11 protein-coding genes are annotated in these 11,942 nt (G+C 66.7%); 8 read left to right on the top strand and 3 right to left on the bottom strand.

The annotated features are described in order from the left end of the window. Positions 1 to 65 precede the first annotated feature (65 nt). The gene (locus tag ACIA76_RS37815) at positions 66 to 203 is read right to left on the bottom strand and encodes a hypothetical protein (protein ID WP_397159301.1); all 138 of its coding nucleotides are present in this window, start codon (positions 201 to 203) and stop codon (positions 66 to 68) included. A 259-nt stretch (positions 204 to 462) separates the two neighbouring features. On the opposite strand from ACIA76_RS37815, the gene ACIA76_RS37810 reads away from it, so the two are divergent. Continuing rightward, positions 463 to 603: a hypothetical protein gene (locus ACIA76_RS37810; protein WP_397159299.1), complete on the top strand. Its 141-nt coding sequence runs from the start codon at positions 463 to 465 to the stop codon at positions 601 to 603. A 230-nt stretch (positions 604 to 833) separates the two neighbouring features. On the opposite strand, the gene ACIA76_RS37805 is transcribed toward ACIA76_RS37810, so the two are convergent. Continuing rightward, complete coding sequence (locus ACIA76_RS37805; protein ID WP_397159297.1) at positions 834 to 2,414, bottom strand: carboxylesterase/lipase family protein; 1,581 nt, start codon at positions 2,412 to 2,414, stop codon at positions 834 to 836. A gap of 310 nt (positions 2,415 to 2,724) precedes the next feature. Here ACIA76_RS37805 and ACIA76_RS37800 point away from each other — a divergent pair, with 310 nt between their 5' ends. From ACIA76_RS37800 to ACIA76_RS37770, 7 genes are all read left to right on the top strand, one after another. After that, positions 2,725 to 3,714 carry a dioxygenase gene (locus ACIA76_RS37800; protein ID WP_397159309.1) on the top strand — a complete coding sequence of 330 codons (990 nt, stop codon included), beginning with the start codon at positions 2,725 to 2,727 and terminating at the stop codon, positions 3,712 to 3,714. A gap of 429 nt (positions 3,715 to 4,143) precedes the next feature. Then, complete coding sequence (locus ACIA76_RS37795; protein ID WP_397159295.1) at positions 4,144 to 7,098, top strand: BTAD domain-containing putative transcriptional regulator; 2,955 nt, start codon at positions 4,144 to 4,146, stop codon at positions 7,096 to 7,098. 267 nt (positions 7,099 to 7,365) lie between these two features. Further along, a complete protein-coding gene (locus ACIA76_RS37790; RefSeq protein ID WP_397159293.1) occupies positions 7,366 to 7,803 on the top strand; it encodes an XRE family transcriptional regulator in 438 nt (145 codons plus the stop codon). Between the two features lie 43 nt (positions 7,804 to 7,846). Continuing rightward, entirely contained in the window at positions 7,847 to 8,368 is a 522-nt protein-coding gene (locus ACIA76_RS37785; protein WP_397159291.1) for a hypothetical protein, read from the top strand. 6 nt (positions 8,369 to 8,374) lie between these two features. Then, positions 8,375 to 9,535, top strand: a complete 1,161-nt coding sequence (locus ACIA76_RS37780; RefSeq protein ID WP_397159288.1) for an MAB_1171c family putative transporter — start codon at positions 8,375 to 8,377, stop codon at positions 9,533 to 9,535. Between the two features lie 41 nt (positions 9,536 to 9,576). Then, positions 9,577 to 10,599 carry an LLM class flavin-dependent oxidoreductase gene (locus tag ACIA76_RS37775; protein WP_397159285.1) on the top strand — a complete coding sequence of 341 codons (1,023 nt, stop codon included), beginning with the start codon at positions 9,577 to 9,579 and terminating at the stop codon, positions 10,597 to 10,599. 1 nt (position 10,600) lies between these two features. Beyond that, positions 10,601 to 10,990, top strand: a complete 390-nt coding sequence (locus ACIA76_RS37770) for a YncE family protein (protein ID WP_397159283.1) — start codon at positions 10,601 to 10,603, stop codon at positions 10,988 to 10,990. Between the two features lie 124 nt (positions 10,991 to 11,114). On the opposite strand, the gene ACIA76_RS37765 is transcribed toward ACIA76_RS37770, so the two are convergent. Continuing rightward, on the bottom strand, positions 11,115 to 11,843 hold the full coding sequence (locus ACIA76_RS37765) for a TetR/AcrR family transcriptional regulator (protein ID WP_397159280.1): 729 nt from the start codon (positions 11,841 to 11,843) through the stop codon (positions 11,115 to 11,117). Positions 11,844 to 11,942 lie beyond the last annotated feature (99 nt).

The raw sequence follows: 11,942 nt of genomic DNA, 5'->3' as shown, positions 1-11,942 counted from the left end.
TTCGATCCTAGACAAATCGAATTATCGCAGCTCAGAGCACCTTTCGCCATTTCAGCGACCAGTTGTCACCAATTACAATGAATGGCCGAGGTTAATGGCCCGAAACGGACCTTGTGCAGTTCGATGAAATCCGCCTGGCCGATTTCATCTGTCGCACACCGCATCTCAGCCACAGCACTGACCGGCAGGTCGAGAGTGGGCACACCGATACCTCCTCCCAGCACCGCTGCACCCACACTCGGCCGACTAGCCATCCATCGCCTTCGGCCATTCAATCTGCCACGGCACGCGCGACCACGCCGCACATCTTCGGCCAGTCGATCTCGGTACGGGAATCATGGTGGTGCGCAGTTCGGGCAACGCTGTCACTCGCCGCGGTCGGCTTCGAAGGCGTTGCGGCGCCCGCCCCTGGCCGTAGCTATCGGCTCTGGCTGGTGCCGCGGTCAGCAGATCCCCCGCTCGGTGGCGATCCTCGACCAGCTTCCCCGTGAACCGGTCGTGGCGCATTTCGGCACGACCGAGACCCTGGCCGGCACCGTCGAACCCGCGAGTGGATCACCGCTGCCGACGACCGCGCCGATCGCGGGCTTGACCCTGGGTTGATCTCGATGCTCGCCATATCACGCGGCCGTCGGGTTGTCGCCGAAATAGCCTCGGCGGCAACCATTCTGGGCGTAGACCGCTCGGTAGCCGCTGTCATCGATCCAGCAGCCGAACCACGCGCGTCATCGCCGAGCACGCTTGACGTTGCTACCGTGAGCCCGCAAACTCCCTTGGGCGCAACCAAATACGATGTCAGCGGGTATCGTCGGCCCATCGGAATGAGCAGTTGCTCAGGTGCTGGTCAGCGGTAGCGGGTCGAAGGGGAAGTCGGCCCAGATTCGTTGGGAGGCGGTTTCGGGATAGTCGGCGGTGGTGGTAGGGGTGTCGAAGAGTCGGGTGGGTTGTCCGTCGGGGTGGTAGGCGGGCCATCCGGGATCGCCGTGTATAGCGAAGTTGGTCCATGCGCGGCGCATTTCCTCGCCGAGGGTGCGGACCTCGGGTGCGGGATCGGTGCCGAACAGTCGGGTCCCGCTCGCCGTCGCGAGGGTGTCGAAGACCAATGGAAGCTCGGTGCCGTGTCCCGCGCCGTCGGGGGTGTGGTTGTAGCGGTACTCGTAGAGGTAGCTTGTGCCGCGGGCCGCAGAGTGCGCCTCGGCTATGCGCAGCGACGGCATGCGAAGTGCCCAGTCGGAGTGGACCAGCTCGTAGAGCTGGCGGTGGTCGGCGTTGGGGTATCCCTGACGGTAGGCGTTGGGGCCGTCGGGGCCCGGTGACAGCGTCCGAAGAGCCTGGTCGGATTGCTCGGGGGTGATCGTGTCGAGGCCACCCGCGGCCACGATGAAGTAGCGCCATTCTTCACTGGTGTGCCCGACGACCAGGTCGATGCCGCGGCTCGCGCCCTGGGCGATCGCGTGCAGCGGGGCCTGGGGCAACACCGTGCCGTCGACCACAGGCCAGAACACGGTGGAAAACAGGAGGGCTCCGACCCGCCCCCATCGTGGCGGTGCGCCGCTGGCCTGCAGTTGCGTCATCGCCTCGACCAGTCGTGCGGGCGGGAGCGCGGCGAGATCGGCCTTGGTGGGTTGCAGCCCGAGCTGGGCGGCGTAGGTGGTGCCGATGTCGGTGGCCAGCTCCGGGGTGAAATAGAGGCCGGCGACACTACTTTCGATGATGGCCCGGTGGAACAGACCGGCGGCTGCGGGCATGGTCAGTAGGGCGGTGATCGAGCCGGCGCCGGCGGACTCGCCGAACACGGTGACCCGAGAGGGGTCTCCGCCGAAAGCGGCGATGTTCCGCTTCACCCAATCCAGCGCCGCGGTCTGGTCGAGCAACCCTCGGTTGGCTGGGGCACCCAGGATGTGGGCGAACCCTTCCACGCCGAGGCGGTAGTTGAGGGACACGACCACCACACCAGAGCTAGCCAGGGGAGCCCCGTCGTAGTCGGGCTCGCTCGAGGAGCTGGAGACGTAGCCGCCGCCGTGGATCCACACCATCACCGGCAGCCCGACCGCTTTCAGGTTCGGGGTCCACACGTTGACCGTGAGCCAGTCATCCGAGGTTGCCGGGACAGACGTCTGGGGTGCGGGCGGACCGAACTCGACCGCGTCGCGCACACCCGTCCAGAGTGTCGGTGCGGCGGGGGCGGCGAAGCGTAACGACCCGACCGGCGCCTGAGCGTAAGAGATGCCACGGAACACCGCCTGCCCGTTCTCCCAGCGGCCGCGAACCTCGCCTCCGGTGACCAGGGCGCGGGGACCTGGAGACGAACCACCGGATCTGTCCGCACCACCACAGGCCGCGGCCGCTGTGGTCAACACCCCGGCGGCCACCGCGCCAGCAGCTCCGCCGATCATCGTCCTGCGACTGATCACGCAAACCCCCGTGACGCTCGAGTCTATGGTTGCCTGTCGGTAGCTTACTACTGCAACGACATTCAGTTGATTGGGCGGCTGCGGCGCCCGCGGTCATCACCCTCATGGACGCCACCGGGCTGATCATCTACTTCATCACCGCGAGACCGGTGCGCCCGTGCACAGCCCGCACCTAACCCGCTGATAACGGATTCATAGCTAGGGCGCATACCGTCTCTCGTTCGACGGTGATACGGCGTGATGAGAGGAAAACCCAGTGAGCGAACAGCGCGATGAGGTGCACGAGCATGATCGTGGGCTCAGGCACGACATGATGACCATGTTGTCCCGGCGCAAGGCCATGTTCTTTCTAGGCGCCGCCGGTGTGGCGTCCGTTGCGGCGGCGTGTTCGACGGACGCGGCGAGCGGGACGAGTGGGACGAGCGCCCAGGCCACAACGACCGCGGGCAGCGCGGTCGCCGCAATGCCGCAGGAGACCGAGGGCCCGTATCCGGGGGACGGCTCCAACGGTCCGAACGTGCTCCTCGAATCCGGTATCGTCCGTCGCGACGTCACCACCAGCTTCGGTTCGTACTCCGGTGTCGCCCAAGGTGTTCCGATGACGTTGCGGCTGACGATGCGAGACCTCACGAAGGGCAGTGCGCCGGGTACCGGTATGGCCGTTTACATCTGGCACTGCGACCGGGACGGCGAGTACTCGCTCTACGGTGAGGGCATCACCGATCAGAACTACCTGCGCGGCGTTCAGGTGGCGGATTCGGCGGGCGAGCTCTCGTTCACCTCGATCTTCCCGGCCTGCTACAGCGGGCGCTGGCCGCATATCCACTTCGAGGTGTACGACTCGCTCGAGACCGCGGTCGCGGGCCAAAACGCCCGCCTCACTTCACAGATCGCCTTGCCGAAAGACGTGTGCGATGCGGTGTACGCCTACGACTCCGGATACTCGCAGAGCATCGCCAAGTTCGCGCAACTCACGCTCGCTGCGGACGACGTATTCGGCGACGGCTGGGATGCGGAAATGGCCACGGTCTCCGGCTCTCCGGTATCCGGCCTGACGGTCACACTCACCATCGGCGTCGCGAAGAAGTCGCAGAATACGCAGTCCGGCAACAGGTCCGGGATGCCGCCGGTTCCGGGAGGTATGCCTACTCCAGGAGGTACGCCTGCCCCAGGAGGTACGCCTACTCCGGGAGGTAAGCCAGGAGGTACGCCCGCCCCAGGAGGTATGCCTGCCCCGGGAGGTAGGGCCGTCCCGGGAGGTAAGCCCGCCCCGGGAGGCCCACCGCCAGGGAATCGGTAGTTCACCACAGCCTGCCGGTCTGCCTGCGACAGCCTTGCCGGAATGTGGTTCATTCGGTACATGCTGCGGTGTGACGGAGGCGATTACACGATCGCAGCCGACCTGATCCAGCGGGCGCGGGCTCTACAAGAGCATCGGCAACGATGTCGGTGCGGCCGAAGCCCTCAGCAACCCGAGTCGTGTGCGGGACCGACCGGCGGCCACCGCGGTAGTGCTCGGCCAGTCGATCCGATTTGTCCGATTGGCCACATTCCGTCGGTCAAGCCGTACTGACGTGATTCGATGGTGGAGATCAACACGACCGGCGTCGTTCGTGAGACGATGGGCGGCCGAACCCTTTGGCGCAGGCGGCAATCGCGACCGATCCGGCTGATGATGGTAGACCTGGGTAGTACTAGTGCCGCCCGTGTGGAACGTAAGGGATGTGGTGTGGCAGCGCAGCAGCGCGCGGGGGTGGATGAGACAGAGTCGGAGACACTTCGGCTGCTCCTGCTGGGGCCGGCCGAGGTGTGGTTGGGAGAACAGCGCCTGGATATCGCGGCGCCGCAATTGCTGACCGTGCTGGCCATGCTCGCGGCCGAGCCGGGGCGCCTGCTGTCCACCGCGCAGTTGGCCGCGCGGCTGTGGGCCGATCACCCACCGAAATCGGCGGCCAGTGTGCTGCGCAACCATATCCTCGCCCTGCGTCGTCAGTTCGCGGCCCACGGCCGCGCGGGGGCCGGAACCGAGGGGGTCGACTCGACCCGTGGCGGATATCGGCTCGACCTGCCGGTGGAGTTCGATATCGCCGCCGCCGAGGGGCTGATCGCCGCCGCCGATGCCGACCGCCGTTCGGGAGCGATCGAGGAGGCGGACGCCAAACTTACTGCGGCGCAGCGACTGTGGCGCGGCGATCCGCTGGTCGGCCTGCCCGGACCGTGGGCGGAGAAGGAACGCACCCGGCTGGACCGGGTGCGTTCGGGCCTGCACGAGACCGCGATATCCGTCGCCTTGGATCTCGGCCGGCATGTGGCCGCGGTCGCGGACCTGGAAGCGCTCGTCGCGGCCGAACCGCATAACGAGCGGTGGCATGAACTGCTGATGGTCGCGCTGTACCGCGGTGGGCGGCGGGTCGAGGCCCTGGAGGTGTATCGGAACGCTCGCCGGGCGCTCGCCGACGAACTCGGCCTGGAACCCGGCCCGCAGCTGGTTCGAATGCATCAGCAGATCCTGTCGGCCGAGGCGCCGGACTCCGCGGGCACGAACGAGTCTCCCTCCGCCGAAAAGGTTTTCGACCCTCCCCGCGTCCCGTCTCGCTTACCTCCCGATATCGCCGACTTCGTCGGACGGGACGGCCTGGTCCACGAACTCGCCGACATGTTGGTAGCCGACAGCGACCGTCGCCCGGTGATCGCGATCACCGGGATGGGTGGTGTCGGAAAGACCACGCTCGCAGTGCATCTCGCACATCTGGTGCGCAAACACTATCCGGAGGGCGTGCTGTACCTCGATCTCGGCGGCATGGACGAACATCCACGACCGGCCGAGATGCTGCTCGCGATCGCCCTGCGCTCGTTCGGCTTCCAACCCGGCGAGCTGCCGTCGGACCCGACCGAACGAATGGCCCTGTGGCGCGACACCATAGCGGGCAAGCGCGTACTGCTGGTGTTCGACAACGCACGCGACGTCGAACACCTCACACCGTTTCTCCCGAGTCCGGGTGCGGCGGGAGTACTGACCACCAGTCGCTCGAGTCTGGCGGAACTGTTCGGCGCGCGGCTCGCCCCGCTGGATGTCCTCACGGCCGACGAGGCGCGAACCTTGTTGGCACATATGGTGTCCGAGCGACGCGTATCGAACGAACCCGATGCGGCGCAGGCGATTCTGCGCGCATGCGGCCACCTACCCGTCTCACTGCGCATTGTCGGAGCGCGGCTCGCGAGCCGACCCACCTGGCAGCTCACCGCGGTCGCCGATCGCCTGGCCGACCAGCGGGATCGACTGTCCCAGCTGGCCGTCGGCAACACCAGTGTGGAACTGGTCTTCCGAGAGAGCTACCGCCTGCTCACCCCGGAGCTCGCGCGCGCGTTCGTCCTCATCGCGTTCTTCGAAGCACCCGACCTGCCCGTAGCCGCCATCGCCGCCCTGCTCGACCGAGATCGGCCCGAGGCCGAGCGGATCTGCGAAACCCTGGTGGACCTGGGCATGCTGCAGACACCGGAACGCGGTCGCTATCGGTATCACGACCTGTTGCGCCTGTTCGCCCGCGAGGTGGCGGACGCGGATCAGCAGTGCGAATGGCCGCGGGCGCTGCGCAGGCTGCTCGATTTCTACCTCGCCAGCGCGAAAAACATTGCGGAGCTGCGCGATCCGGGCGTGGGCACCCACTACTACGCCGAGACCAACGCGGCCGGGGAACAGTTCACCGACGAACGACAGTGCACCGCATGGGCGATGTCCGAACGATTGGGGCTGGTCGCTCTCTACCGGCAGGCCGCCGACAGCCGCGATGCCCGAGCCCGCACGCTCGCGGTCGATCTCGCGTTGTCACTCGCGGTCGGCGGAGACGCGGGCGAACACCTACCCCAGGTGGCACAGATGCTTTCGGTGCTGAGCCATGCCGCCGAGGCCGGTGGCGATCGCGGCACAATGGCCCGGGCACAGGTGGCCGCCGCCATCGCCCGGCTGGTCGGGATGGGAGATCTCGGCGCCGCACGCACGCTGCGGTACGCCGGTACGGTCCTGACGGAATCGGGCGACCGGGCCGGCGCCATCATCGCCGAGCAGATGCTCGGCACGGCCATGGCCTACCAGGCGAATGTGGAAGTCGCCGTGGCACATTACCGCCGCGCCATCACCCTGGCCCGCGAGATGGGCAACCGCTGGAGCGAGGCGATGAGCTGGGCCACGATCGCCCGCGCCTACTGCGAGGCCCAACGCTGGCCCGACGCCATCGAGGCCGCCGGACAGGCACTGACCCTCGCCCGGCTGATCGGCAGCCTCCGGGTCGAGTCGATGGCATTGCACGAGTTGGGATTCGCGACGCTGCAGCACGGCGATCCCGAACGCGCCCGCGAGCTGTGCCGCCGGGCACTCGATGTGGCCCGCCGCGACGGACGCCGACATCAGGAGGGCTGGGCCCTGTCCCGGTTGGCCGAGGTCATCCTCTACAGCGGCGACGCCGACGCGGCGGTGCCGATCGCCGCGGAGGCCGTGCGCGCACTCACCGAGGTCTCGGCCACCGTGCGGCGCCTGCAGGCGATGCGGGTGTACGGCCGCGCCCTGACCGCCGTCGGCCGCGACGAGGAGGCCGAACAGATCCTGGCCAAGGCCGCCCAATCGAGCCGCCGCATCGGCCTCACCACCTCCGCGTCGGCCGAACTCGCGATCTCCCGATGTAGGTGACGTTTCGTTGTAACATGTTGATTCACAACGCCTCCGGTCGATACACCGACCCCTCCCCTCCTACAGCTTGGGCCGGTGTATCGACCGGAGGCGTTGTGCGTACCCGGCAGTGGGTGAATCACCCTGCGTGGCAGGGCGATCCCAAGTGGTTGATCAATTCCTCTCACAAGGATTAAAGTGGCGTCGACCACGAATTGTCAACTGTCAGTTCACAGTTGACCAGGGCGCGGCGGCGATGAGCTGTGCGGACACGGATGAGGTGAGGCGATGCCCGAGGGCGGGTGCCCTGAAACACTGTCCGGCAAGCTGGACTTCTTGTGGCGGCGCAGCCCCGTTGTCAGCGGTCTCAGCTATGAGCAGGTGGCCGACAAGCTCAAGGAGATCGATCCGAATCTGTCGGTATCGCGCCAGTATCTGTGGCAGCTGCGTACCGGCAAGAAGGTCAATCCCAGCCGGGAGCTGCTGTCGGCGTTGGCCACGCTGTTCTGTCTGAAGGCAGGCAGGGCGTTCTTCGAAGACGACTTCGATACCGACCTTGCCGACCGGATCAGTGAACAAGTGGAGCTACTGGCCGCAGTGGCCGCCGGCGGACTGCGGGAGGTGATGCTCAGGGCGGAGGGCCTTCCCGAGGACCGATTGAAGGCATTGCTGACCGTGATGGACAAGATGCGCGAGGAGAGCGGCCTCCCCCCGGCCGGAGAGTGACGTGCCCGTGCCTACCTCACCCGGCCGATGGCCCGATCGCGAAATGAGACGTCTGCGCCGGACGTGCGACAGCAGGATCCGTGAACTCGGGTTACCTGCCTCCTGTGGCCTCGACGAACTGATGGCGGCCATCGCGGCCATGCGCGGTCGGCCGATCCGCGCGGTGGCGGTCCCGCTCCCCGTGTCCCGGCCGTGCGGGCTGTGGATTTCCACGGACACCGAAGATCTCGTGTTCTACGAGGCCGATACGACCCGACTCCGCCAGGAACACATCATCCTGCACGAGCTCGGCCACATGATCTGCGGACACAGTGGTGAGGGGCTGATCGACGGGGAGTTGGCCCGAATGCTGTTCCCGGACCTGAACATCCAGCTTCTGCGGTCGATGTTGCCACGCTCGGCCTACGACGATCGCCAAGAGACCGAGGCCGAGGTGATGGCCTCGGTCTTGGCGCAGCGAGCCCGGCACTGGACCGCTCGGCAACCAGCTGACACCAGTGCCGACCCGAGCACGGTTCAGCGCCTGAGCCAGTCCCTGGCCCCTCGATGGGGTAAGGAATGGTGAACCGCGGTGACTGATCCCAAGTACGTGGTGTTCCCCATCGGTGCGGCCGTCTGCGTGCTCGCGTTGTCGTACAAGCTATGGGATCTGAGGCTGAATCGGCGCGACCCCTCGCTGATCGCCTTGTTGGTCACCTTCTTCTGCAAGGCGATCTCGTTCACCTTCGCCACCCCGGCGGTGTCGGCGTGGGTGGACGAACGGATCGGGGTGCCCGATATCGCGATACTGGTGACCCACCTTGCCAGCGTGATCGCGAGCGCCGCGATATTGGTGGCGCTGATGTTCTGGGTCCACCCGGGTCCGCGGGCGTGGCGGCATGTCGGCACACGGATGGCTGTCGCGGGCCTGTTCGTCGTGGCGTTGGTCGTGTTGTGGGTCGTCGCCTCCAGACCGGGCCACGCTCGGGCCGCGCATTACCTGGTCCAGAACGCGCACCGGCCGGAGGGCGCGGCGTATCTGCTGCTCTATGTGATCGCGGTCGGCGCGGGAATGGTCGAGATCGCGCGGCTGAGCCTGCGGTATGCGCGGCTGTCCAGCCAGGCCTGGCTGCGATGGGGTCTCTGGGTCACCGCGGCAGGTGCCGCCGACTACCTGATCTATTGCCTGCACCGCGCTACCGCGGTCGTCGCGCCGTATCTGGGACTGCGGCCATTGGGCTGGGAGTTCGTCACCTCACTCACCGCCGGGGTCGGCGTCATTCTGTTCGCTATCGGTCTGACCATGCCGTCCTGGGGTCCGAGGGTGTCGGCAGCGCATGGCTTGGCACGGGACTATGTGGCCTGTGCCCGGCTGTATCCGTTGTGGCGGGCACTGCTGCAGGCCACTCCGGAGCTCGCGCTCACGGCCTCGATGCCCCGCACCAGATTCGCCGACTGGCTGACGCTGCGGGATGTGAGCTATCGGTTGTACCGCAGGGTCATAGAGATTCAGGATGCGCGCCACGCGTTACGTGGCTATCCGCCCCTCGATCCACCGATTCAGGCGGAAGGCCACGATGTGGCCGCGGAGGCGTCCCGGCTCAAGGCGGCGATCGCCGCCAAAGCCCGCGCCGAGCGGCCCCGCACGGGATCCGGGGATGGGCTCGCCGCGCCTCGCGGTGAGGATTACGCCGACGAGGTCCACTGGCTGGTGAATCTCGCCCGCGCGTTCGATGCTCGAGGAGGTCGGTAAACGTTTGGCCCCCTGAGGATTTCGTCGGGTAGGTTGGCGGCGTGATCTCTGTTCCGCTGTCAGCGCTGGATTTGGCGATCGTGCAGAAAGGCACCTCGGCGCATGACGCGCTGCACGCCGCGGTGACCGTGGCCGGTCACCTCGAGCGACTCGGTTACCACCGGATGTGGTCGGCCGAACATCACGGCAACCGGGCATTCGCCAGTTGCTCCCCGCCGGTCATCATCGGTCAGATTCTCGCCCGCACCTCGACCCTGCGGGTCGGGTCGGGCGGGGTGATGTTGCCCAACCAAGCGCCCTTGGTCGTCGCCGAACAGTTCGCCACCCTGGACGCTTTCCATCCGGGACGCATCGACCTCGGCATGGGCCGCGGCCCGGGCACCCGTAACGCGGAGATCGCGCGGACCTTGCGTCGCGGCGCCGACCCGGCCACCGACGAGGAGTATCAGCGGGATGTCCACGCCGTGTTGAGCCTGTTCGACGAGGACGCCGACCCGCCCGTGCTACCGAACTATCACGCCTCGCTCGAGCGGTGGCTGCTGTCCTCCAGCACCACCGGCGCTCGACTGGCCGGGGAACTCGGACTTCCCCTCGCGATCGCACACCACCTCCGACCCCACAACACCCTGGAGGCATTGGCCGCGTACCGCAAGGCATTCCGCCCGTCGCCATGGCTTTCCGAGCCCTATGTGCTGCTGTGCGTGCGGACGATCTGCGCCGACACCGACGACCGCGCAGACCATTTGGCAGGGCCCAGCGACATCGGGGCAGTCCACCTGGAAGAAGGAAAGCCGGTGGAGTTTCTCGCTCCCGAGGAGGCGGCCGCCTACCGCTACTCGGCCGCCCAAGAGCAGATCCTGCAACGCCAACGGCAAAGCCGCGCACAGGGATCCCCGGATACGGTCACCCGGCAACTGACCGACCTGCTCGAGATCACCGCCGCGGACGAGCTGATGCTGTACACGCCCGTCTACGATCTGGCCGATCGGCTGCGCTCCTACGAACTCGTCGCCTCGCGCCTCGCATCAATCCCCTCCAGGCTCCTCCCAGAACTCCAGCAGTAACTTGCCGATACGCGCCGCGGTCGCGCTGAATCGGTGCATTGCCGAGGGCAAGGCGGTCGTGGCGATCGATGCCCACACCATGCAGGTCACCAATTCACTTCCGGTCCAGGGGGATCCACTGCGTGTGTATCCGGTGGGTCAGGATCAACTCCTGGTCACCGATCTGGAGACCAAGTCGGTGACGTTGTACGGCACCGATTTCCGCACGATCTGGACCACCGCACTGAGTGGCCAACCCTCCGGAGCCACCCTCCACCCCACCGCACCGATCGCCTATGTGTCACTGCTGCACGAGAACCGGGTCGATGTCCTCGATCTGAACCGAGGCACCGTCGAGGGCTCCTTCACCACTGGCGCCCAACCAGATTCGGCAGTGGTCCTTCCAGCCTGACGACCCACTACCTGGCCGATCGGCTGCGCTCCTACGAACTCGTCGCCTCGCATCTGGCACCGGTCCGGTCGGCCGAGCGGGATTCAAACCCACGATCTCTTCATCCCGAAGAGGTCGTCGCGCATTAGGTCGGGGCGGTTCGGGCGGTTTCGAAGACGTTGCGCAGCCGTGCGCGCAGCGCGGGTGAGAGGCGGCCGTCGGGGCCGCGTAGCGGGTCGGCGACGAGTCCTTCGAAGAAGATGGTGAAGCCCTGGACGAGTGCGTCTCGGAGCTCGGTGGTGGTGAGCCGAAGTCGATCGGATCGGGCGGCCAGCGCTATGACGCCGTTCGTTGTTCCCCACAGGAACCGTGTGGTGTCGGCGCTGTCGACCGGGCGCAGTGTTCCGTTGCCGATGCCGGCATCGATGATGGCGACCATCGAGGTGTCTATTCGGGTCACGCGAGCGGTGATCGCCGTCGCGACCGGGTCGTCGGCCAGTGCGGGGTGGGGATTGCCTCGGCGCAGGTGGATCATCGCGAACAGCTGTGGCGATTCGAGGTAGTAGCCGACGTGAGTGCCGATGACGTCGATCAGCTTCTCGACCGGCTCGGCGTCGGATTCGCAGGCGGCGAGCATGTCGTGCTCGTGGCGTTCGAACGCCCGCGCGACGACGGTCCGGTGCAGGTCGTCTTTCCCACCGAAGTGCTGATAGATAGTGGTGACTCCGACATCGGCCCGCTCCGCGATCCGTTCGATCGTTGCCGCCTCGACGCCATCGGCGAACAACTCCTCGGCCGCTTCCAGGATCCGGGTGCGGGTGCGTTCCTTGCGGCGGTTCTGCCGGGGAGACGAGCGGCTGGCCGGTGATTCCATAACTGAATGTTAGCTGAATTACAGTTCGGAAATCGGATTGCACTTCAGTAGTAGCGTTCCGCTATCGCCGTGCTGGCGAGGACCGACCCGCGGGACGCC

The organism is Nocardia sp. NPDC051570, from assembly GCF_044454005.1.
Classification (GTDB): Bacteria; Actinomycetota; Actinomycetes; order Mycobacteriales; family Mycobacteriaceae; genus Nocardia.
Note: the sequence above shows the minus strand (reverse complement) of the source record. Positions and strands in the feature narration are given on the sequence as shown.